The sequence below is a fragment of the Micromonospora sp. DT53 genome (assembly GCF_049841535.1).
In the GTDB taxonomy this organism is placed as follows: domain Bacteria; phylum Actinomycetota; class Actinomycetes; order Mycobacteriales; family Micromonosporaceae; genus Micromonospora.
Genome location: NZ_JBNCKM010000014.1, coordinates 47,544 through 69,586, shown reverse-complemented (window position 1 = coordinate 69,586; position 22,043 = coordinate 47,544). Strand labels below are relative to the sequence as shown.

General features: G+C 73.8%; 16 protein-coding genes and 1 riboswitch. Of the genes, 10 read left to right on the top strand and 6 right to left on the bottom strand.

From position 1 onward, the window contains the following. Entirely contained in the window at positions 1-2,460 is a 2,460-nt protein-coding gene (locus ACLQ3B_RS32580; protein ID WP_425784505.1) for a DNA translocase FtsK 4TM domain-containing protein, read from the top strand. A 66-nt stretch (positions 2,461-2,526) separates the two neighbouring features. Here ACLQ3B_RS32580 and ACLQ3B_RS32575 read toward each other — a convergent pair whose 3' ends face one another. Further along, positions 2,527-2,772 carry a hypothetical protein gene (locus ACLQ3B_RS32575; protein WP_425784504.1) on the bottom strand — a complete coding sequence of 82 codons (246 nt, stop codon included), beginning with the start codon at positions 2,770-2,772 and terminating at the stop codon, positions 2,527-2,529. Positions 2,773-2,854: 82 nt separating this feature from the next. Further along, entirely contained in the window at positions 2,855-3,169 is a 315-nt protein-coding gene (sugE, locus tag ACLQ3B_RS32570) for a quaternary ammonium compound efflux SMR transporter SugE (RefSeq protein ID WP_124816787.1), read from the bottom strand. Between the two features lie 59 nt (positions 3,170-3,228). Then, positions 3,229-3,300, bottom strand: a riboswitch (guanidine-III (ykkC-III) riboswitch). A 91-nt stretch (positions 3,301-3,391) separates the two neighbouring features. Between sugE and ACLQ3B_RS32565 the strand changes: the two genes are divergently transcribed. The 7 genes from ACLQ3B_RS32565 to pspM all read left to right on the top strand — a co-directional run bounded on the left by ACLQ3B_RS32565 (position 3,392) and on the right by pspM (position 9,983). Further along, positions 3,392-4,315 carry an ornithine cyclodeaminase family protein gene (locus ACLQ3B_RS32565; protein ID WP_425784503.1) on the top strand — a complete coding sequence of 308 codons (924 nt, stop codon included), beginning with the start codon at positions 3,392-3,394 and terminating at the stop codon, positions 4,313-4,315. Between the two features lie 80 nt (positions 4,316-4,395). Further along, a complete protein-coding gene (gene rimO, locus ACLQ3B_RS32560) occupies positions 4,396-5,904 on the top strand; it encodes a 30S ribosomal protein S12 methylthiotransferase RimO (RefSeq protein WP_425784502.1) in 1,509 nt (502 codons plus the stop codon). A 77-nt stretch (positions 5,905-5,981) separates the two neighbouring features. Continuing rightward, positions 5,982-6,572, top strand: a complete 591-nt coding sequence (pgsA, locus tag ACLQ3B_RS32555; protein ID WP_357362565.1) for a CDP-diacylglycerol--glycerol-3-phosphate 3-phosphatidyltransferase — start codon at positions 5,982-5,984, stop codon at positions 6,570-6,572. A 256-nt stretch (positions 6,573-6,828) separates the two neighbouring features. Continuing rightward, positions 6,829-7,353, top strand: coding sequence for a CinA family protein (locus tag ACLQ3B_RS32550; protein ID WP_425784501.1), 525 nt, complete (start codon positions 6,829-6,831; stop codon positions 7,351-7,353). 311 nt (positions 7,354-7,664) lie between these two features. Continuing rightward, a complete protein-coding gene (locus tag ACLQ3B_RS32545) occupies positions 7,665-8,099 on the top strand; it encodes a helix-turn-helix domain-containing protein (RefSeq protein WP_091400451.1) in 435 nt (144 codons plus the stop codon). A gap of 199 nt (positions 8,100-8,298) precedes the next feature. Next, positions 8,299-9,174 carry a PspA/IM30 family protein gene (locus ACLQ3B_RS32540; RefSeq protein WP_425784500.1) on the top strand — a complete coding sequence of 292 codons (876 nt, stop codon included), beginning with the start codon at positions 8,299-8,301 and terminating at the stop codon, positions 9,172-9,174. Between the two features lie 23 nt (positions 9,175-9,197). Next, the gene (gene pspM, locus ACLQ3B_RS32535) at positions 9,198-9,983 is read left to right on the top strand and encodes a phage shock envelope stress response protein PspM (RefSeq protein WP_425784499.1); all 786 of its coding nucleotides are present in this window, start codon (positions 9,198-9,200) and stop codon (positions 9,981-9,983) included. Positions 9,984-10,036: 53 nt separating this feature from the next. Here the strand turns inward: pspM and ACLQ3B_RS32530 are convergent, their stop codons facing one another. After that, positions 10,037-13,654 carry a hypothetical protein gene (locus ACLQ3B_RS32530; RefSeq protein ID WP_425784498.1) on the bottom strand — a complete coding sequence of 1,206 codons (3,618 nt, stop codon included), beginning with the start codon at positions 13,652-13,654 and terminating at the stop codon, positions 10,037-10,039. Between the two features lie 164 nt (positions 13,655-13,818). Next, positions 13,819-14,628: a DNA-formamidopyrimidine glycosylase family protein gene (locus ACLQ3B_RS32525; protein WP_425784497.1), complete on the bottom strand. Its 810-nt coding sequence runs from the start codon at positions 14,626-14,628 to the stop codon at positions 13,819-13,821. A 109-nt stretch (positions 14,629-14,737) separates the two neighbouring features. On the opposite strand from ACLQ3B_RS32525, the gene ACLQ3B_RS32520 reads away from it, so the two are divergent. Further along, the gene (locus tag ACLQ3B_RS32520; RefSeq protein ID WP_425784496.1) at positions 14,738-15,997 is read left to right on the top strand and encodes a hypothetical protein; all 1,260 of its coding nucleotides are present in this window, start codon (positions 14,738-14,740) and stop codon (positions 15,995-15,997) included. A gap of 33 nt (positions 15,998-16,030) precedes the next feature. On the opposite strand, the gene ACLQ3B_RS32515 is transcribed toward ACLQ3B_RS32520, so the two are convergent. After that, positions 16,031-16,273: a CPCC family cysteine-rich protein gene (locus ACLQ3B_RS32515; RefSeq protein WP_238671784.1), complete on the bottom strand. Its 243-nt coding sequence runs from the start codon at positions 16,271-16,273 to the stop codon at positions 16,031-16,033. A gap of 185 nt (positions 16,274-16,458) precedes the next feature. Here ACLQ3B_RS32515 and ACLQ3B_RS32510 point away from each other — a divergent pair, with 185 nt between their 5' ends. Then, positions 16,459-17,016 carry a hypothetical protein gene (locus tag ACLQ3B_RS32510; protein ID WP_425784495.1) on the top strand — a complete coding sequence of 186 codons (558 nt, stop codon included), beginning with the start codon at positions 16,459-16,461 and terminating at the stop codon, positions 17,014-17,016. 216 nt (positions 17,017-17,232) lie between these two features. Here the strand turns inward: ACLQ3B_RS32510 and ACLQ3B_RS32505 are convergent, their stop codons facing one another. Then, positions 17,233-21,975 (bottom strand): Lhr family helicase, encoded by a 4,743-nt coding sequence (locus ACLQ3B_RS32505; RefSeq protein WP_425784494.1) that lies wholly within the window; start codon positions 21,973-21,975, stop codon positions 17,233-17,235. Positions 21,976-22,043: the final 68 nt, after the last annotated feature.

The window sequence follows — 22,043 nt, the reverse complement described above, 5'->3', positions numbered from 1 at the left end:
ATGGCGGGCCGTACCTCTCAGGCGAGCCGGCGGCGCGGCGCGTCGCCGCGCGGTGGCACCAACAGTCGTGCCCGTCAACCGGCGAAGAAGGCCACCCGGGCGCCGGTCCGACGTCGCACCACGCCGCCCCGGCCCGGCCCGGCGGTCTACGTGGGCCGCGCGGTCGGTGCACTGTGGATGGGGCTGGCGCACGGGATGGGCTGGGCCGTGCGCGCCGCCGGCCGGCAGGCCGCCTCGGCCCGTGACCTCGACCCGGAGCACCGCCGCGACGGTGCCGGGCTGCTCATGTTCGGGCTCGCCCTGCTCTCCGCCGTGGCGCTGTGGCTGTCCGGAGCGGGCCCGGTGGGCGCTCGGCTGGCCGACACGGTCCGGCTGTTCCTGGGCGCGATCTCGGTGGTCGTACCGGTGCTGTTGATGATCGGCGCGTGGCGACTGATGCGTCAGCCGGCGGATCCGGAGCACCGGGGCCGTGGGTTGATCGGCTGGGGTTCGCTGCTGGTGTCGACCGCCGCGCTGCTCCAGATCGGCCAGGACCCGGTTGACCCGCTGGAGCGTGACTTCGCCGGCGGCCTGGTCGGCGCGGGCGTCGGCGGGCTGCTGGAGCGGGCGGTGACCGCCTGGGTGGCGGTGCCGCTGCTCATCCTGCTGCTGCTGTTCGGTCTGCTCGTGGTGACCGCGACGCCGATCAACAAGATTCCGGAGCGGCTGGGCCTGCTCGCCGGTGGCCTGGTCGACACACCGGAGGCCGGCGAGGAGGCCGACGAGCCGGCCGCGAAGCCGGCGCGCAAGCGACAGTCGAAGCGGATGCCTCCGCCACTGGACCCGGACGACTTCGAGGACCTGGACGGCGCGGACCTCCAGGAGACCATGGTGCTGCCGCGCAAGTCTCCGGCGAAGGTGCCGGCGAGCCGCAAACCGACGGCCGAGCCGCCGGAGCACTCGCCCGCCCCGACCCGGGCCGAGCAACTCGCGTTGACCGGGCTGGCCGGGGACTACACCCTGCCACCGGCCAACATGCTCAGCGCCGGGGCGGCCGCGAAGACCCGCAGCAAGGCCAACGACGAGGTGATCGCCGCGCTGACCGGCGTGTTCGACCAGTTCGATGTGGACGCCGCGGTCACCGGCTTCACCCGTGGCCCGACAGTCACCCGTTACGAGGTGGAGCTGGGGCACGGCGTCAAGGTCGAGCGGATCACCCAGTTGTCCCGCAACATCGCGTACGCGGTGAAGTCGCCGGACGTACGGATCCTCAGCCCGATCCCGGGCAAGAGCGCCGTCGGCGTGGAGATCCCGAACACCGACCCGGAGAACGTCGCCCTCGGCGACGTGCTGCGGTCGCGGGCGGCGACCAGCGATCACCACCCGATGGTCGTGGCGCTCGGCAAGGACATCGAGGGCGGCTACGTGGTCGCCAACCTCGCGAAGATGCCCCACATCCTGATCGCCGGCGCTACCGGCGCGGGCAAGTCGAGCTGCCTCAACACCCTGCTGGTGTCCATCCTCACCCGGGCCACCCCGGACGAGGTACGGCTGCTGCTGATCGACCCGAAGCGAGTCGAGATGACCGGCTACGAGGGCATCCCACACCTGGTCACCCCGATCGTGACAAACGCCAAGAAGGCGGCCGACTCGCTGGACTGGGTGGTCCGCGAGATGGACATGCGCTACGACGACCTCGCCGCCAACGGGGTCCGGCACATCGACGACTTCAACCGCAAGGTCCGCAACGGCGAGATCAAGGCGCCGCCGGGCAGCGAGCGCGAGATGCGTCCGTACCCGTACCTGTTGGTGATCGTGGACGAGCTGGCCGACCTGATGATGGTCGCGCCGCGCGACGTGGAGGACTCGGTCGTCCGGATCACCCAGCTGGCCCGGGCCGCCGGCATCCACCTGGTGCTGGCCACCCAGCGCCCCTCGGTCGACGTGGTGACCGGTCTGATCAAGGCGAACGTGCCGTCCCGGCTGGCGTTCGCCACGTCCTCCCTCGCGGACTCCCGGGTCATCCTCGACCAGCCGGGCGCGGAGAAGCTGCTCGGCCGTGGTGACGGGCTCTTCCTGCCGATGGGCGCCTCCAAGCCGGTCCGCATCCAGGGCGCCTGGGTCACCGAGCGCGAGATCGCCGACGTGGTGAAGTTCTGCAAGGACCAGCGCGAGCCGGAGTTCCGCAAGGACGTGCTGGCCCCGGCGCAGGAGACCAAGAAGAAGACCGACGAGGACATCGGCGACGACCTGGACCTGTTGGTGCAGGCGGTGGAGCTGGTGGTCACCTCGCAGTTCGGCTCGACCTCGATGCTCCAGCGCAAGCTGCGGGTCGGTTTCGCCAAGGCGGGCCGCCTGATGGACCTGATGGAGACCCGGGGCGTGGTCGGGCCGTCCGAGGGGTCGAAGGCGCGCGACGTGCTGGTCAAGCCGGACGAGCTGGAAGACGTCCTGGCCGGCCTGCGCGGCGACGGGGACTGACCCGCGGCCGACCCCGGACGCACGACGGGCCCGCCGGAATCCGGCGGGCCCGCGACGGGGGAGCGGTCAGTTGTTCATCAGCGCGGAGAAGATCGCGATGCTGATGATCGCGGCGACGACGCTGGCCGCGGCGGCGTACCAGCCCAGCGGCTTGTCACCGAGCACCGCGCCGACGACGCCGGCGATGACGCCGAGCACGCCGAAGATGATCGGGTTGAGCAGCAGGGCCAGCACGGCGAAGACGAAGCCCACGATGGTGAGGATGCGGGCGGCGCTGCTGCGGGGACGGGCGGTGCTCGGCATGTCGGCCATGTCTTCCTCCGGGTGAGAGCCTGTCGTGACGGATCGATCACTACCCACTGTGGGCGCTGACCACGCCTGCCGACGGGGTGCATCAGTGGAAGATCTTCAACCCGATCACTCCCGCGACCACCAGCAGGAGACAGAGGATTCGGGGCAGGCTCGCCGACTCGCCGAGCGCCAGCATCCCGACCAGCGCGGTGCCGACCGCGCCGATGCCGACCCAGACCGCGTAGCCGGTGCCCACGGGGATGTCCCGCAGCGCGTACGACAGGCCGGCCATGCTCAGGAGCAGGGTCACCGCGAACACCACGGACGGGATCAGCCGGCTGAAACCGGCGCTGCGGTCCAGGGCGATCGCCCAGGCCGTCTCCAACAGTCCCGAGATCACCAGTACGAGCCAGGCCATCGTTCACCTCACGGAAGCGCCCGGGCTGCCGCGCCGGGACGAGTCGAGTCTGCACGTCACGCGGGGCGTCTTGGCCTGACCGGGTACGCCCACCACTCGTCCGGAGCGGCCACGCACATCCGGCCGCCGGTGCCGACGCTAGCACCGACCCCGCCGACACGGCGGTGACCACCGCCACGGCCTGTTGACCTCTACCTGACTTCAACGTGCAGTATCGCCAACATGACCATGCTCTACGCCGACCCCGAGGTCGCCGCCGCGCTGGACGCCGCCACCACGGTCGAGGCCATGCGCGCCGCGGTCCTGGCCGCGTACGAGGGACGGCTGATCGCGCCGCCCCGAGCCGCCGCACCGCTGAGCGGCGGGCGGATGGTGCTCACCGCCGGGCACCTGGTCGGCGAGTGGTACGGCTTCCGCTCCTACGACACCTTCGGCCACCCACAGGGAGAGCAGCTGGTGGTGCTGCACGACGCCCGGACCGGGGCGGTTCGGGCGGTCGCGGTCGGCGAGGAGCTGGGCTCCCGTCGTACCGGAGGGTTGGGGGGCCTCGCGGTCGACGCGCTGGCCCGTCCCGACGCCGCCACCCTCGGGGTGATCGGCTCCGGCCGACAGGCGTGGACCCAGATCTGGGCCGCCGCGGCGGTCCGCCCGTTGCGCGAGGTGGTGGTGCACAGCCGGTCCGCCGCTCGCCGGGAGGCCCTCGCCGCCCGGATCCGTGCCGAACTGGGCGTGCCGGCCCGCGCGGTGGCCGACCCGGGTTCGGCCGTCGCCGGGCGGGACCTGGTGGTGCTGGCCACCACCAGCCCGACCCCGGTGCTCCGCGCCGCCGACCTCAGCCCCGGCACGCACGTCAACGCGGTCGGCTTCAAGCAGCGCGACCGCAGCGAATTCGGCACCGACCTGCTGGACACCGCCGACCTGCTGGTCACCGACTCGCCGGCCCAGGCGGCGGACTACCAGCCACCGATGCTCGCGGCCACACCCCCGTACGCCTGTGGGTTGCGCGACCTGGGCGGCATCCTGGCCGGCGCGGTCCCCGGCCGGACCACGGCGGACCAGGTCTCCGTCTTCTGCTCCACCGGGCTGGCCGGCACCGAGGTGTTCCTACTCGACGCGCTGACCCGGGTAACCGCCGCGGCGCCCTGACCGGAATGACGTTCGTCTCCGTGACGACCGTTCCCGCAGCCCGCGTGCGTGGGCTTACCCGACCGGCCCGGTACCCTCGGATGGTGTCTGCCACCTCTCCTTCTCCCGCTGACCACGCCGAGGGCCGTCGCGTCGCCCTGCTGACCCTGGGCTGTGCCCGCAACGAGGTCGACTCGGAGGAGCTGGCCGCCCGCCTGCACGCCGACGGCTGGCAGGTCACCACCGACGGCGAGGGCGCCGACGTCGTGGTCGTCAACACCTGCGGTTTCGTGGAGAAGGCCAAGCAGGACTCCATCCAGACCCTGCTCGCCGCCGCCGGAACGGGCGCCAAGGTGGTCGCCGCGGGCTGCATGGCCGAGCGGTACGGCCGGGAGTTGGCCGACAGCCTCCCCGAGGCGCAGGCGGTGCTGAGCTTCGACGACTACCCCGACATCGCCGCCCGACTGAACGCCGTCGTCGCCGGCGAGCAGATCACCGCGCACACCCCGCGCGACAGGCGCGAGCTGCTGCCGCTGACTCCGGTGCAGCGCCGCGACAGCACGGTGTCGCTGCCCGGCCACGGCACCGTGACCCGCACCGTCGTCGACACCGACGAGCACACCCCGGCACACCTGCGCCAGGTGCTGCGCCGCCGGCTCGACACCGGCCCGGTGGCCTCGCTGAAGCTGGCCAGCGGCTGCGACCGCCGCTGCGCGTTCTGTGCCATCCCGGCCTTCCGGGGGGCCTTCGTCTCGCGTACGCCGGACGAGCTGCTCGCCGAGGCGGAGTGGCTGGCCAAGACCGGCGTACGGGAGCTGGTGCTGGTCAGCGAGAACTCCACCTCGTACGGCAAGGACCTGGGTGACCCGCGCGCCCTGGAGAAGCTGCTGCCGCAGCTCGCCGCGGTGACCGGCATCGTCCGGGTACGGGCGAGCTACCTCCAGCCGGCCGAGACCCGGCCCGGCCTGGTCGAGGCGATCGCCACGACCCCGGGCGTGGCACCGTACTTCGACCTGTCGTTCCAGCACTCCAGCGAGCCGGTGCTGCGCCGGATGCGGCGTTTCGGCTCCACCGACCGGTTCCTGGAGCTGCTGGCGAGTGCCCGCGCCCTGGCCCCGGAGGCGGGCGCCCGGAGCAACTTCATCGTCGGTTTCCCCGGCGAGACCCGCGCCGACGTCGACGAGCTGGTCCGGTTCCTCACCGAGGCCCGACTCGACGCGATCGGCATGTTCGACTACAGCGACGAGGACGGCACCGAGGCCGCCGGTCTGCCCGGCAAGGTCTCGGCCGCGACGATCAAGCGGCGCTACGACCGGCTCAGCGCCCTCGCCGACGAGCTCTGCTCGCAGCGGGCCGAGGACCGGCTCGGTTCGACAGTCGAGGTGCTTGTCGACTCGATCGAGGACGGCGTGGTGGAGGGCCGGGCGGCGCACCAGGCGCCCGAGGTGGACGGCTCCACCACCCTCGTCGCACCTGCCGAGGGCGGGGTGGATCTGGCCGCGCTGCGCCCGGGCGATCTGGTACGCGCGACGGTGACCGGCACCGAAGGGGTGGACCTGCTCGCTGTGCCGGATGAGATGATCTCGGCGGCGCCCGGCGCGGCACGGTGACGGCGGGCCCGAGCGGAGCGGGGGACCCAGGTGGTGCGGTGCCGGGAACGCCACGGCGGCCCGAGCGGAGTGCTGCGGTGACCGGGGCGACGGAGTCGACGCCGGGCCGGGTGGTGGCCGTGGTGCCCGTCGTCAACGCGGCCAACGCGCTGACCGCCCTGCGCCTGGTGCTGGTGCCGGTCTTCGGCGCCTCGGTGATCATGTCGGGAATGACGCACGCCGGTTGGCGGATGGCGGCCTGTCTGATCTTCGCGGTGGCCTCGGCGACCGACCTGGTGGACGGCTGGATCGCCAGGCGGTTCGGGCTGGTCACCTCCGTCGGCAAGGTGGCCGACCCGATCGCCGACAAGGCGCTCACCGGCGCGGCGCTGGTGCTGCTCTCCTGGTACGACCAACTGCCCTGGTGGGTGACCGCGCTGATCCTCGTCCGCGAGCTGGGCATCACCGGGCTGCGGTTCTGGGTGATCCGGCACGGCGTGATCGCCGCCAGCCGAGGCGGCAAGGTCAAGACGGCGCTCCAGATCCTGGCCATCGCCTGGTACCTCTGGCCGATGCCGGCCGCGCTCGCCACCGTCGGCCCCTGGATCATGGCCGCCGCCGTCCTGGTCACCGTCGCCACCGGCTTCGACTACATAGCCCAAGCCCTACGCCTCCGCCGCCCCCGCTAACCCACCCCACCCCACCCCCACCCCCACCCCCAACCCCACCCCTCCCCTCCCCGCCCGGCCCCCCGCCCCCGCCCCCGCCGCTGTTGATCATGAAGTTATTGCCCTCCGGGGCGGCGTGTCGTGACGCTAACTTCATGATCGACGCGATTGGCCCGGGGGTTGGGGGTGGTTTGGGTTGGGGATTGGTGGGTGGGGAAGGACTGGTTTGTGCGGCGAGGGATGAGGGCTGGGGTCGGTGGACGGGGGCGGTGCTGAGGTGAGTGGTGCTGAGGGGCACGGCGGTGGAGTGAGTGGTGCTGAGGTGGGCAGTGCGGCGGCGGGCGTCGTGCACCGGCTGGCCGAGCGACACGAGACCCTGGCCACTGTCGAATCGCTCACCGGCGGGTCGCTGGCCGCCTCGATCGTGAACATCGCCGGGGTCAGCGGGATCTACCGGGGGGGCCTCGTGGTCTACGCCACCGAGTTGAAGGCGACCCTGGCTGGCGTACCCGCTGATCTGCTGTCCGAGCGGGGGCCGGTGGACCCGGAGGTGGCGGCGGCGCTCGCCGAGGGTGGCCGGCAGCGGTGCGGCGCGGACTGGGGGCTGGCCACCACCGGGGTCGCCGGCCCCGAGCCACAGGACGGGAAGCCCGTGGGCCTGGTCTACGTCGCGGTCGCCGGACCGAACGGCGGTGAGGTTCGCCAGCTAGACCTGGACGGCGGGCGGGACAACGTCCGCGCGGCGGCGGTGGTCGAGGCGCTGCGGCTGCTCGCCGAACGGCTGGTCGCCGCGACACCGTGAACACCAAGGTCAGGACCACGCAGACCGGCAACACGCGGGTCAGGACCACAGAGGCCGGCAGCACGGGAGCGGCCGGGAGCGGCGGCCGGAACCCGAGGCTGGAACTGCGGCCGGGGCCGCCCCGGACGGGCGGGAACGGGCGGCGGCGCGCTCGGGAGGACCCGTCCCGACGAACCGACGGGCGGGGCGGGATGTCGCCCGGGCTCGCAACGGGTACGGTTGCGGGAAGGCTCCGACGTTCGGGGTCGGCGCGGCCCGCCGCGACCGGCTGCCCAGCGCCGGGCGCGAGGTATCCCTCAGGGGGAGGTGCGATGATCCTGCTACGCCGGGTGATCGGTGACGCACTGCGAGCGCGCCGCCAGGGGCAGCAGCGCACGCTGCGTGAGGTCTCCACCGCCGCCAACGTCAGCCTCGGCTACCTCTCCGAGATCGAGCGGGGGCACAAGGAGCCGTCGAGCGAGCTGCTCGCCGCGATCTGTGACGCCCTCGGGGCCCGCCTGTCCGAGCTGCTGCGTGAGGTGAGCGACACCGTGGCGCTCGCCGAGCAGATGCCCGGGGTGCTCGTCTCGATGCAGGACGAGCCGGCCGACGCCGCAGCCAAGAGCACCAACCGGGGTGTCCGTCAGGTCACCTCCGACGGCAAGGTCGCCGTGTCGGTCCGCCAGGACTCCCCGCTCAAGGCCACGCTGCGCAGCACCCGGGTCCGCCCGACCGAGCGCGACCGGGACGTGGTCTGCGCCGCCTGAGTCGCCCGTCCGGTTGACCATGGGCGGGCTGGCCCCGGCCGCGTAGGGTTGCTCGCAGGAGCCGCCGGTGCTGTCGACCGCCCGGTACGGATGCCTCTTTGGCGTTCGGCTGGGACGATGGAGACCGGCCGGGTCACGGTCGGTCGGTTCAGCCGGCCCGGCCGTGGTGGAGCGACGCTACTGAGGGGATACCACGGAGATGGCGAACCCGTTCGTCAAGGGTTGGAACTACCTGATGGCGCTCTTCGGTGCGAAGATCGACGAGCATGCCGATCCCAAGGTGCAGATCCAGCAGGCCATCGAGGATGCCCAGCGGCAGCACCAGGCGCTGGTTCAGCAGGCTGCTGCGGTGATCGGCAACCAGCGTCAGCTGGAGATGAAGCTGTCCCGGCAGATGTCCGACGTCGAGCGGTTGCAGGGCAACGCCCGGCAGGCCCTGGTGCTGTCCGACCAGGCCCGGGCCAAGGGCGACGAGGCCGAGGCGGCGCGGTTCGAGCAGTCCGCGCAGACGCTGGCCAGCCAGCTCGTCTCCGCCGAGCAGGCCACCGAGGATCTGAAGACCCTGCATGACCAGGCGCTGGGTGCTGCCGCCCAGGCCCGCCGCGCGGTCGAGAACAACTCGATGATCCTCCAGCAGAAGTTCGCCGAGCGCACCAAGCTGCTCAGTCAGCTGGAGCAGGCCAAGATGCAGGAGACGGTGGCCCGCTCGCTGGAGTCGATGTCGTCGCTGACCGCGCCGGGCACCAGCCCGTCGCTGGACGAGGTGCGCGACCGCATCGAGCGGCGGTACGCCAACGCGATGGGTCGCGCCGAACTGGCCGGCAACTCCGCCGAGGGCCGTATGTTGGAAATCCAGAAGGCCACTATCGACTCGGCCGGCTCGGCCCGGCTGGAGCAGATCCGGTCCAGCATGGCGGGGGAGCAGCTCGGCGGCGGCGCGGCGCAGCGTCCGGCCGTGCCGCAGGCCGAGAAGAGCACCCCGGCCACCGATCCGACGGCCGCCGCCCGGCTGGACGAGCTGCGCGCCAGCATGGCTCGCGAGCGGGGCACCGGCGACCCGACCGCCGCCGGCTGAACGACCGGACCGAGGAGGTCAGGGTGGCAGACGAGCGGACACGGTACTTCCGGAGGCTGGGTCGGCTTCGCCGGTCGGCCCGACGGTGGAGTGTGCTGGCCGGTGGGCTCGGCGGCGCGGCGGCGGTGCTGACTCCGTACGCCGGCCTTGGTCTGCCCGACGCGGCCTGGGCCGGCGCCGCGGGCAGTGCGGTGGCGCTCGCCGCCTGGCGCTGGATCGACGTGCGTGCCCTGGCCGCCCAGCCGGCGCCCCCCGCGCTCGCCCCGGCGGAGGCGGCGGCCCGGTCGCGGGCCCGGTTGGTCGCCGCCGTCGAACGGCTGCCGGTCGGCCCGGGCGTGCTGGCGGAGGTGCGCCGGGTCCGTTCCCGGATCGCGCTGCGTGGCACCAGCGCCGGGGAGCAGTGGGCCCGACTGGACCGGGCGGCGCTCACCCTGGCCGGGATGGCCCCCCGGCTCACCGGGCTGGCCGAGCCGGCGGTGCTGGAGGCCGCCGCCGCCGACCGCTCGCTACGCGACCTGGCCGCACGGGTGGCCAGCGTCGAACGCGCGCTGCGGCTGGCCCCGACCGACGCTCGGCCGCCGCTGGCCGAGGCGCACGCCGCGCTGACCGCCCAACTGGAGGGCGGGGTGGCGGCGTACGAACGGTTGGTGGTCGCCGCCGCCGGCTACCTGGCCGAGGACTCCCGACCGGAGACCGCCCACCCCGCCGCCGACCGGCTCACCGAGGCGACCGACCTGCTGCACGGGGTCGCCGGGGCCCTTGCCGAGCTGCGCGCCGTCGGCACCCCGCTACGCGCGCCGACCCGCTGACGGCGGACCCGCACCGAGGCCATGCGCCGACAGCGCCGGGGCCGCGCGGCCGGTCACGGTGGTGTCGTCACCAGGACCGGCCCGGTGTACGGCGAGGTGCCAACGACGTTGAAGGACCGGATCCGGTAGTGGTAGGTCACGCCGCGGGCCAGCCCCGTGTTGGTGAAGCCGCGACCGGTCACCGTGAAGGTGGCCACCTCCTGGTCGAAGGCCGGGTCGAGGGCCCGCTGCACGGTGAACCCGGACCCCGGGCCGCCGGGTGTGCTCGCCGCCCAGGCCAGGGTCACGGTCGCGGTGTCCGGCCCCGGTGCGCCGGCGGTGGCGCCCACCGCGCTGGGGGCGCCCGGCGCGGGTGGCGAGGTCACCGTGGCGACCGTCGACCACGCCGAGGCGGCGCCCAGGTAGGTGGTCCGCACCCGGTAGTAGTACGTGGTGTCCGGCCCGACCGTCGCGTCCAGGTGGTTGTCGCCGACCCGGATGGCCGTGGTGCCCGGGCCGCTGGTGAACGTCGGGTTGGTGGCCCGTTGCACGTCGATGCCTGTGGCGAACGAACGGTTCGTCCAGCGCAGCGCCACGCGCAGGGGCGCGGCCGGCGGGAGTGTCGCGACGAGTCCGCTCGGCGCGGCCAGGTGCACCGAGGCGGGCACGCCGTTCGACCAGGACGAGTAGCTGACCGCGTTCTCCGCCCGGATCCGGTAGTGGTAGGTCACCCCGGGGGTGACTGTCGCGTCGGTGTAGCGGGTGGCGGCGGCCGCGACGGTGATCGTGGTGACCTCGCCGCCGAAGGTCGCGTCGGTGGCCCGTTGCAGCAGGTGGCTGGTGGCGGGCGGTCGCCCGCCGTTGCTGGTCCAGGCCAGCGCGATCGCGGGTAGCGCGGTGGCCGAGCCGGGCACCGGTGTGGCGGTCAGCCCGGTCGGCGCCTTCGGCGTCACCCGCAGCACCAGCGGTCGGGTCATCCCGCCGTCGCGGTGGCCGGCGAGCTGGCTGTGCCAGCGGTACTCCCAGCCCAGGTTGACCAGTTGGTTGACCACGGTTGCGGGTCGCCCGTCGGCCGGGCTGACCGGCGTCGACCCGATGCGTGCTCCGCCCGGGCGGCCCGGGTCGAGCAGCCGGACGCTGTCACCCAGCTTGAACGGCAGGACCGGCGCGACCGGGCGCAGCGCCACTACCACGTCCTCCCTGGGGTTGACCCGGATGATTCCCTTCCAGCCCAGCTCCGTGCCGTGCGGGAGTCGCAGCCTGCCGTCCCAGCCAACCCTGTTGATCACCTGCACGTCGCAGCCGCCGACCTGCAACGGCTCGGTCTGCCGCACGTTGCCGCTGATCCGCCAGAGCTGCGTGCCGTCGGTGGGGGCGCCCACCGGCACGGCCGGGTCAGTGGCGAAGAGCACCTCGGTGGCCGGGTCGGTCGCGCCGAGCGGCAGCGTCGTCGGGTTGAGCGGCCCGGCGTGCGGGTGCCCGACGCCGAGCCGGGCCGCCCAGCGGCCGTGGTCCGGCTCGAAGATCTGCTGTGCGGCCTTGACCGCGATCGGCAGGGTCACCGGGCCGGTGCCGGCCGTTGGCGTGAACGTCACAGTGGTGGCGTGCACCGGCACCGTCGTCTGCGCCGCGGTGCGGGTCCCGAACGCCGGGTCGTACGCCGGCTGCGGGACGATCGGCGGGCGCTGGCTGGCGGCGTACGCCAGGGGTAGCCGTTCGCGCAGCCGGCTCAGGTCGTACGGCGGCGCGGGCGTCCCGGTGACCCGGAACTGGAGCAGGGTGCGGGTGTTCGGGCCGTACCCCGGTTCGGTCGGGGGCGGGCCACCCTCGGCGCTGCGGTCCGGGGCGTCGGTGTGCTGGTCGTAGCGGCTGTCGAAGCCGGGCAGGGGCGCCGGGGCGTCGTTGTACAGGATCAGCGTGCTGCCCGGTGGTACGGCGGAGAAGTCGACGAGCACGTCGGCCCGCTCGCCCGGGGCGAGCAGCAGGGTGTGTCCGTCGACGTTCAGCACTGTCGGGTCGAGCCGGTCGTAGCGGTAGCCGATCGGTCGGTTCGGCAGCACCACCGGGGCCGGCAGGAGGCCGGCCTCGTTGCCGATCTGGATGAACTCCGGGCCGGCGGCGTGTGGGTCTGGCACACCGCCGTCGCGTCCGTCGGTGGGCCACCCCGCCGGGCGGTCCGCCGCGCGCGCGGCGGGCACCATCGGCACCTCACCGGCGTCGGGGTCGGCGAGCGCGCCGTCGGCCGTCCACATCGCCGCGTTTGAGCGGGCGCGGTAGAGCTGGAGGTTGAGGCTGCGGTCCAGGCAGGCGTTGAGGATCCGGAACCGGTACGCGCGCGGTCGCACCTCCAGGTACGGGTAGGCGACGCCGTTGACGAGCGGGGTGTCGCCGTACGCCTCGGGGACTGCCGACGGGTGCGGTACCCCGGGGTTGAGCGGCGGCTCGTCCGGCGCGCCGTCCGGGTCGTGGTACGGGTTCGGCACCCAACCGTCGGCGCGGGCGTCGTCCGGGGCGACGTTGCGGGACCAGGGGCCGTAGTCCCACCGGCCGGTCAGGTTGCGTCCGCCGGACCGGTACGGGTTCTGCCGGGGTTGGTAGACGTGCGGATGCCAGAGGCTTCCCCGGGCGCCCCAGCGTTCCCGGTCCCAGGTCGGGTCCTCGGCGGCGAGTTGGGCGTCGTCCGGAACGAACGTCTTGTCCTCGATGACCAGGGGCACCTGGTCTGCCGGCAGCACCGAGTCGGCGACGAGCTGGTCCTCGGCCGGGTCGGTGAGCAGGTAGAGCGCGAGCTGTCCGCCGTAGACGGTGAGCCGGGCCAGGCCGAGGGTGTTGTCGTGGAACCACAGCAGCCGGCCGCTCTGCTCGTTCGGAAAGTAGAGCGTGGTGGCCCCGGCGCCGGGCGCCGGCATGTCCGGCACGTGGGCCAGGCCGGTCCCGGTGGGGTACGGGGTGATCTCGCCGGCCGGGGTGATCCACTGCCCCGGGTTGCCCGCGCTGGTCCAGCCGGTCTGCGCCCCGGCCAGGTGCAGCACGGCCCGGTTCTGTGGGTACGGCGCCGGTCCGTCCAGTGGGCCGATGCCGGCGCCCTCGATGGTGTCGTCGACAGGCAGGAACAGCTCGCCGGCCCGACCGGTGGGGAGCTGGTTGATGAACTTCACCCGGACCGGTCGACCCCGTCGGGCGAGGATCATCGGCCCGAGGTGCCACTGTCGCTCCGGCGGCGCCACCGTGTTGTGTCCGGCCGGGTCGGTGCCCAGGTTGAGTTGCCGGTAGCCGCGCAGCCGGGTGGCCGGCAGGTCCCGGTGCAGCCGCTGGGCGTACTCCTGGAGGCCGATCTCGTAGTAGTCGCAGCCCGGGTAGCTGATCGTGTCCGGCGCTGCCACCGGCAGGTGGCTGCCGAGGTCGCCGTGGCCCTGCCGGCCGGGGAGGGGCAGCGGGTCGACGAACTTGCGCAGCCCGGTCCCGGCCGCCACCTGCCCGTCGGGGTGACGCCTCGGGCGGGGGCTGTGGGCGAAGTTCGGCACCGGGCCGAAGTAGCGGGGCACGACCGCCGGGTCCAGGCTCGGCGTCGCGACGGCCTCCTCGGCGGTACGCGCGGCCGGCACGGACGCCGACCGGCCGTTGGCGCGGGCGTCTGTGTCGTGAGTGGTCCGCTCGAAGAAGGTGGAGCGGAGTCTGCGGAACATCGCCATGACTCTCCCCGGTTCGGGGCGCGAGGTCCGCCACCCCGGCGTGGGGACCTCGGCACTCTGCTGACGGTCGGTGAGCGCTCAACCGCAGCATGCAACCCCGGCGGCCGGTTAGGAATTACCCAATCGTCCGTTTCTGCGATGGGTTTCGTTCGGCCGTGCCCTGCTCAGCCGGATGGCGGCGGAATCGGACGCTCGGGCTGGCAGACCGGGCACCAGTAGGTGACCCGCTCGCCCAACTCCTCCTTGCGGATCGCGGTGCCGCAGCGGCGGCAGGGCTGGGCGCGGCGGCCGTACACGTAGCTGGTCTGCCCCCGGCGCAGCGAGCCGGTGCTGCTCTGCGTCCACCGACCGCGGTTGGCGGCGAGCAACCGCTGTGCGAGGGCCACCAGGCCCGGCAGGTCGGGCACCCCGCCGACCGGGGTCCACGGTGACACGCCGCGCAGGAACAGCACCTCGCACTTGTAGAGGTTGCCCACGCCGGCGAGGTTGCGCTGGTCGAGCAGCGCCTCGCTGATGGTCTGCTCCGGGTGGTGGGCGAGCCGACGGACCGCGTCGTCCGGGTCCCAGTCCGGGCCGAGCAGGTCGGGGCCGAGGTGGCCGACCAGTTGGTCCTCCTCGGCGGTCGGCAGCAGGGCCAGGTCGTGCAGGTGGTAGCCGACGGCGACAGCGCCGGGAGTGCGCAGCACCACCCGGATCAGGTGCGCGGGTCGGCCGGTCCAGCGCTCTCCCGGGGCGTACGCCCGCCAGGCGCCGTCCATCCGCAGGTGGGAGTGCAGGGTCCAGTGCTCCTCGGTCGGAGCTGTGAGCCGCAGCAGCAGGTGTTTGCCCCGGCTGCCCGACTCGCGGACGGTCCAGTCGGTGAGGTCCGTGGTCGCCAGCTGCGGCACCCGGAAGTCGCTGCCGGTGATCCGCGCGCCGGCCAGCGCGCGGTGCAGCACGCGCGCGGTGTTCCAGACGGTGTCGCCTTCGGGCACCCTGCCATCCTCCCTCTTTCGAGCAAGATTCGCATGTGTCGCCATTTGTACTCAGGTTCCTCATGATCTCCTGACATGCGAAGGTCAGGGGGTTCTGAGGAGAATGCCCATGACGCGACCGCGTTGCCGTATCCCGTTCGTCGCCCTCATCGCCACCCTCTCCCTTCTGCTCACCGCGGGGCTGCTGCCCGGCGGTAACGTCCCGCCCGCACCCACCGGCACCCCGATCGCCCTCGTCGCCGCCGCACCCGGCGGCGAATGGTGGAACGCCGACCTCACCATCGTCGATCGCGACGACGTCAACGTCCGGCGCACCGCCGCCGGCCTACGACTTCGGGAGTCCCGGATTCCCGGGCGTGGCGCCCGCAGCCCGCACAGCGCGGTCGCCGAGGGAATGCTGCTGACCGCTCCCCGCACCCTCGCCCGGCCGGCCACCCGGGTCCGCGCCGAGATCAACGCCGCGGTCCCGACCGGGGCGACCGCGGAGGCGCAGGTCCGCGGTTGGCGGTCCGCCGGCTGGACGGAGTGGCGGGCGGCCACCCCCGGCGCGGTCTTCGACCAGCCCGTCACCCAGGTGCAGACCCGGGTGGTGCTCACCGCCCCCGAAGGCGGCGCCACGGCGACGGTACGCGGCGTGCAGCTCACCGCCGACGCGAACGCGGCCGTGTCCGCAGCCACACCCGGCCGCACCTACCGGGTGTACGCCACCCGCATCGGACTGGTCGGTGAGCTGACCGCCAACGGCCGTACCGTGCAACCCCGGGACCACTTCGCGGCGCTGCCGTCGCGACGCGGTCTCTCCCCACTCAACACCGGGGACTACACCGTGCGGGTCTGCACGACCAGCGGCTCCCGCTGCGAGTACGCCCCGGTCTGGGACGTCGGGCCGTGGAACACCCGCGACGACTACTGGAACCCCTCGTCGGTCCGGGAGAACTGGAAGAACCTGCCCCAGGGTCGGCCCGAGGCGCAGGCCGCTTACCAGTCCGGCTACAACGGAGGACGGGACCAGTTCGGGCGGACCGTGCTCAACCCGGCGGGCATCGACCTGGCCGACGGCACGTTCTGGGACGGGCTGCGGCTCACCACCAACGCCTGGGTGGACGTCGCCTACCTGTGGACCGGAGGCGGGCCGCGCGGCGTGGTCGGTGACGGGCCGCTCAACATCCGCGCCGGGGCCAGCACGTCGTACGCGAGCCGTGGCCTCGCCGCCCGGCTGGCCCACGTACCGATCCAGTGCTACGTCACCGGCCAGCGGGTCGCCGGCCCCTACCGCACCACCACCCGCTGGAACCGCCTGGCCAGCGGCCAGTACGTCAGTCACGCGTACATCTCCGGCGTGTACGGCGGCAGCGTGCCGGTCTGCTGAGCCACGCTCACCCCGTCGGGCGTCGCCTCAGCGTCAGGGGCGCTCGTCGGGGCGGGCCGTGCGCACCATGTCCTGGTAGCGCGGGTGGCTGGCACCGTAGACGGCGTAGTTGAGACGGGCGTGCGTGAGGCTCAGGTCGCCGTTGGGGCCACCCCGGACGGCGTCCGCGTCGGCGTCGGTCTGGCCGTCGTCGGTCCAGAAACAGACGGGGCAGGTCCCCCCGCCGGTCCGTGACGCACAGCAGGGACAGCCCACCGGAACCACATGCTCACCCACCGGAGAAGCATTCCACAGTCGAACATCAGCCCGAAACCCGCAGGAGGTCCCCCGGAGCCGCCGCGAGGAGGTCCGCGGCCGTTCTGCCCGCAGGCCAGTGAAACGCGGTGTGCTGGCGGATACGGGACAGCGCAGTGGCCGACCGGCCCCTCCCGCCGCCGGATGACGTTGGGCAGACTGCCCTGGTGACAACTCGGAACCTCCCCGCCATCGCAGTCCTGCTGGTCGCCGTCGCCCTGACCGCCGGTTGTGGCAGTGACGACGACGGCAGCCCGAACGCGAGCCCGTCCGTCTCGTCCGAGGCGACCCCGACCGACCTGCCGACGCCCCCGGCCTCGCCCAGCGTCGACGCCGCCACCTCGCCGCCCGCCGCCGCGCAGGGCACGACACAGCGGCGTCCGGCCAGCCCGCCACCTGTGGTGCTGCCCAAGCGTCCGGCCAGTGCTCCCGGCGCGAAGCAGGTCATCGAGGCGTTCCGGGCCGCCGGCCTGAAGGTGTCGCACCCGAAGGACCGCTCGGTCGACTGTGGGCCGGACGGCCTCGGCCTGGGCTGCTCCGAGCTGATGGCCACCGACGCCGTCACGGTGTACGTGTTCCCGGACGAGACCAGCGCCAGTGACATTGCCGAGACCTGGGGCGGCCAGTCGTACCGGCGTGGCGCTGTGGTGCTGAACTACCTGGAGGCGAAGACCCCGGCCGCCGACCGGCCCCGCTACGAGAAGGTCCTCAACGGCCTGCGCTGATGGGCCGGCGTGGCCCAAGCATGTCGTTCTTTTGACTGTGACGTCTGTGAGTCATCGTGATGACTCACAGACATCAGGCTCTCTGCTGGGTTGCCCTCGGCGGGGCCTTGGCTGGCCTGTAGCGCATCGGGCGTCGATCGGCGCGTGCGCTCGTCCGCGTTGTGCCGGAGGGGGCCGCGTGAGCCCGGGCGACAAGGGTGGTCCGAAACTGGCGGGTCAGCCTCGTAGGCGTAGGCCGCGGGGGGTGGCCCGGAAGCCGGCGGTGGTCAGCGCGTCCCGCAGTGGCGAGGAGTGCACCGTCTCGCCGTCGGCCCGCTCCACCGACAACGCGCCCAACGCCCCGGAGTGGACGGCGTCGGCGAGCGCCTTGCCGGCCGCGGCGAGCGTGTCGGTGTCGTCGGTGAAGGAGAGCAGCGTTCGGCCGCCGCGTTCGACGTAGAGGACGAGGTCACCGCCGACCTGCACCACAAGCGCGCCCGCCTTGCGGCCGGCCCGGTGCCCAGTCGCCGGGGCGGCCCCGTCGCCGGAGTCCACCACCCGTTCCGGCCACGGCAGCGCCGCGCCGTACGGATTGGCCGGGTCGGTCGCGGCGAGCACGGTGGCCGCCACGCCCCGGCCCCGGGCGCCGTCGGTCGGCTCGGCCAGCGCGCGCAGCCGGTCCACCGCACCGGGTACGGCGAACTGCGCCGCGCCGAGCCCTTCGACGAAGTAACCCCGGCGGGCCGCACCGCGCTCCTCCAGCGCCGACAGCACCGGGTAGACCGCCGAGAACCCGCCGACCACCTGCTCGGCCATCACCGCGCCCCGGGTGACCACCCCGTGCCGTTCCAGCAGCAGGTCGGCGAGCGCCGCGGCGCGCCGGGTCGGGTCGAGGTCCCGCTCCGGGAGACGTGACCAACGGCCGGCGACCGTCGGCGGGCCACCCCGGGTCGGCAGCGCCACCCGACCGGGCCGCCGGTAACGGGTGCGGGGCGCGGATGGCCGGGAGCGGTGCGCGCCGCCGGCGCCGAGCACCGCGCGCAGCGGGGCGAGGGTGTCGTTGCTGAGGTGCCCCGCCCAGACCAGGTCCCAGATCACCCCGGTCAGCGCGGCGTCGTCGGTCGAGCCGACCCGGTCGGCCAGCGGGCGGAAGAACAGGGCCTGGCCGTCGCCGAGCGCGTCCAGCACCGCGTCGTGCAGCGGAGTGCGGGTCAACGCCTCGTCGGGCGGCGGGAGCAGCAGCGGCGCGGCGTCCGCGTACGCCAGGGTGACCCAGCCGTCGCCCCCGGAGATCGCGCCCGACCCCGCCCAGAGCACCTCCCCGCTGGCGCACAGCTCGTCGAGCTGGGCGGGGGAGTAGTCCGCGACACGTGCGGGCAGCACCAACCGCTCCAGGGCGGACGCCGGCACGGCCGCGCCCTGCAACTGCTCCACGGTGGCGGCGAGCGCCTCCACGCCTCGGGCGGACGAGCCGACCTGCTGCCAGCGGGGCAGGAACGTCGCCAGCGCCCGGGGCGGCACCGGCTCGATCTCCCGGCGCAGCGCCGCGAGTGAGCGGCGGCGCAGCATCCGCAGCACCTCGGCGTCGCACCACTGGGCGCCGGCCGAATCCGGTGTGAACTCCCCGGAGACCACCCGCCCGGTCGCGCCGAGCCGGCGTAGCGTCTGCTCGACGACGAACACGCCGAGACCGAACCGGGCCGCGCAACTGGCCGCGGCGAACGGCCCGTGGGTGCGGGCGTAGCGGGCCACCAGGTCACCGAGCGGATCGGCCACCGGTGCGAGGTACGCCTCGGCCACCCCCATCGGCAGCGCCACGCCGAGGGCGTCGCGCAGGCGGGCGGCGTCCTCGACGCCCACCCAGCGTTGCTCGCCCGCGATCCGGACCCGCAGCACGCGGCGGGTCGCCTCCAGCTCGTCGAGCCACGCCTCGGGCACACCCCGCTCGGTCAACTCGGCGTCGCTCAGGTCACCGAGCACCCGTAGCAGCTCGACGACGTCCTCGGCATCGCGGGGGCGGCGCTGCTCGGTCAGCCACCGCAGCTGCCGGTCGGTCTCGGTGAGCACCGCCGGGTCGAGCAACTCCCGCAGGTCGACCCGGCCGAGCAGCTCGCCGAGGAGTGTGGAATCGAGGGCGAGCGCGGCCGCCCGGCGCTCGGCCAGCGGGGCGTCGCCCTCGTAGAGGAACGCGCCGACGTAGCCGAAGAGCAGCGACCGCGCGAACGGGGACGGCGCGCTGGTCTCCACCTCGACCAGCCGCACCTTGCGGGTGGCCAGGTCACGCATCAGCCCGGCCAGCGCCGGCTGGTCGAAGACGTCCTGGAGGCACTCCCGGGCGGCCTCCAGGGTGACCGGGAAGTCCGCGTACTCGCGGGCGACGTCGAGAAGTTGCGCGGCGCGTTGCCGTTGCTGCCAGAGCGGCTGGCGGCGGCGCGGGTCGCGGCGCGGCAGCAGCAGGGACCGCGCGGCGCACTCCCGGAAACGGGCGGCGAAGAGGGCGGAGGTGCCGACCGACTCCTCCACGAGCTGGGTGATCTCGTCCGGTTCGAAGACCACCACGTCGGCGCCGGGGGGCTCGTCGGCGGTGTCCGGAAGTCGCACCACGATGCCGTCGTCGGAGGGCATCACCTGGGCGTCCACGCCGTACCGCTCGGCCAGCCGGCGGCCCACCGCGAGGGCCCACGGCCCGTTGACCCGGGCACCGAGAACGCTGTGCACGGCCAGCCGCCAGTCACCCAGCTCGTCGCGGAACCGTTCGACCACGACCGTGCGGTCGTCGGGCAGTGAGCGGGTGGCCTCCCGCTGCTCGCGCAGGTAGGCCATCAGGTTGCCGGCAGCCCAGTCGTCCAGCCCGCCGTCGCGCAGCGCGGCCAGCGCCGCCTCGTCGGTCTGTCGCAGCAGGGTGCGCACCCGGGCGCCGATGGCCCGGCCCAGCTCCACCGGTCGACCCAGCTGGTCGCCCTTCCAGAACGGCATGCGGGCGGCCTGCCCCGGGGCGGGCGAGACAAGCACCCGGTCAGGTGTGATCTCCTCGATCCGCCAGGAGGAGGAGCCGAGCAGGAAGACGTCGCCGACCCGGGACTCGTAGACCATCTCCTCGTCCAGCTCGCCCACCCGGGCGGCCCGCTCGGCGCCGGCCAGGAAGACCCCGAACAGGCCCCGGTCGGGGATGGTGCCGCCGCTGGTCACCGCGAGTCGCTGTGCGCCGGGGCGGCCGGTGAGTAGGTCGGTGGCCCGGTCCCAGACGAGTCGGGGGCGCAACTCGGCGAAGGCGGTGGACGGGTAGCGGCCGGAGAGCATGTCCAGTACGGCGTGCAGCGCCGAGTCGGGCAGCTCGGCGAAGGGCGCGGCCCGGCGGACCAGCACGGCCAGGTCGCCGAGCGCCCACGGCTCCAACGCCACCATCGCGACGATCTGCTGGGCCAGCACGTCCAGTGGGTTGCGCGGGTAGTGCAGCTCCTCGATCGCGCCGTCGGTCATCCGCTCGGCGACCACCGCGCAGGAGAGCAGATCGCCGCGGTGCTTGGGGAAGACCACACCACGGGAGACTGCGCCCACCTGGTGCCCGGCCCGGCCGACCCGTTGCAGCCCGGCGGCCACGCTCGGCGGCGCCTCGATCTGCACCACCAGGTCGACCGCGCCCATGTCGATGCCCAGCTCCAGGCTGGAGGTGGCCACCACCGCCGGGAGCTGGCCGGACTTGAGCGCCTCCTCGATGTGTTTGCGCTCCTCCCGGGAGACGCTGCCGTGATGGGCGCGGGCGATCACGGGCGCCGCGCCGGTGGCCGCGCCGGACTGGGCCATCACCTCGGCCGGCGGCCGGTTGCGCAGCGGACCGGCGGGACCACCCCACCGCTGCGCGTCGGGCACCGGGCCGCCGTCGGCCGCCGGGTCGTCAGCCGCCGACAACCCCTCGGGTACGCCGATCGCGCCCTCCGCCAACGCGGAGGCCCCTGCCTCGGAGGCCGCCGCTTGCGCGGCCGGCGCCTCGGCGGCCCCTGCCTCGGCGGCCAGCGTTTCGGCGGCCACCGCCTCGGCGGCCAGCTCGTTCAGCCGGGCGCAGAGGCGCTCGGCGCTGCGGCGCGAGTTGGTGAAGACGATTGTCGAGCGGTGCTGCCCGATGAGGGTGAAGACCCGCTCCTCCACGGCCGGCCAGATCGACGCCCGCCGCGGCCCGGGACCGCCGAGGTCGTCCTCCGGTGGCTGCTCCTGCTCGTCCAGGCGGGTCATGTCCTCCACCGGGACCTGCACGCTGACCTCGATGGTCTTCGTGCTGGCCGGTTGCACCACGTCGACCGGGCGGGCGCCGCCGAGGAACTGCGCGCAGGCGTCGATCGGCCGCACGGTGGCCGAGAGGCCGATGCGCTGCGCCGGGGCGGGCAGCAGCTCGTCGAGGCGTTCGAGGGAGAGGGCGAGGTGGGCGCCGCGTTTGCTGCCGGCCACCGCGTGCACCTCGTCGACGATCACCGTCTGGACGCCGCGCAGCGAGTCGCGAGCCGCGGACGTGAGCAGCAGGAACAGCGACTCTGGCGTGGTGATGAGGATGTCGGGCGGGGTGCGGGCGAAGGCGCGTCGCTCGTCGGCGGGTGTGTCGCCGGTGCGCATGCCGACGGTGATGTCGGGTGGTGCGACGCCCAGCCGGGTGGCCGCCTGCCGGATGCCGGCGAGCGGGGCGCGCAGGTTGCGCTCCACGTCGACGGCGAGGGCCTTGAGTGGGCTGACGTAGAGCACGCGGCACCGCTGGCGGGCCTCGGTCGGGGCCGGCTCGCGGGCGAGCCGGTCGAGTGACCAGAGGAAGGCGGCGAGCGTCTTGCCGGAGCCGGTGGGCGCCACCACGAGCGCGTTGCGACCGGCGGCGACCGACCGCCAGGCGCCGGTCTGTGCGGCGGTCGGGGCGGCGAAGGCGTTGTCGAACCAGGCGCGGGTGGCCGGGCCGAACCCGGCGAGCACCGCGCCGGCGTCTGTGTCTGCCCCGGTCACCGGTTCATCGTGCCCCGCAGGTCCGACATCCACGAACGACCTCACGACGGAATGGGCCAGGGAAAGGC

Bases quoted from the DNA above. Each gene is read 5' to 3' on its own strand.
- ACLQ3B_RS32580 (WP_425784505.1), top strand. From the start codon at position 1: ATGGCGGGCCGTACCTCTCAGGCGAGCCGGCGGCGCGGCGCGTCGCCG.
- ACLQ3B_RS32575 (WP_425784504.1), bottom strand. From the start codon at position 2,772: ATGGCCGACATGCCGAGCACCGCCCGTCCCCGCAGCAGCGCCGCCCGC.
- sugE (WP_124816787.1), bottom strand. From the start codon at position 3,169: ATGGCCTGGCTCGTACTGGTGATCTCGGGACTGTTGGAGACGGCCTGG.
- ACLQ3B_RS32565 (WP_425784503.1), top strand. From the start codon at position 3,392: ATGACCATGCTCTACGCCGACCCCGAGGTCGCCGCCGCGCTGGACGCC.
- rimO (WP_425784502.1), top strand. From the start codon at position 4,396: ATGGTGTCTGCCACCTCTCCTTCTCCCGCTGACCACGCCGAGGGCCGT.
- ACLQ3B_RS32545 (WP_091400451.1), top strand. From the start codon at position 7,665: ATGATCCTGCTACGCCGGGTGATCGGTGACGCACTGCGAGCGCGCCGC.
- ACLQ3B_RS32540 (WP_425784500.1), top strand. From the start codon at position 8,299: ATGGCGAACCCGTTCGTCAAGGGTTGGAACTACCTGATGGCGCTCTTC.
- ACLQ3B_RS32530 (WP_425784498.1), bottom strand. From the start codon at position 13,654: ATGGCGATGTTCCGCAGACTCCGCTCCACCTTCTTCGAGCGGACCACT.
- ACLQ3B_RS32520 (WP_425784496.1), top strand. From the start codon at position 14,738: ATGACGCGACCGCGTTGCCGTATCCCGTTCGTCGCCCTCATCGCCACC.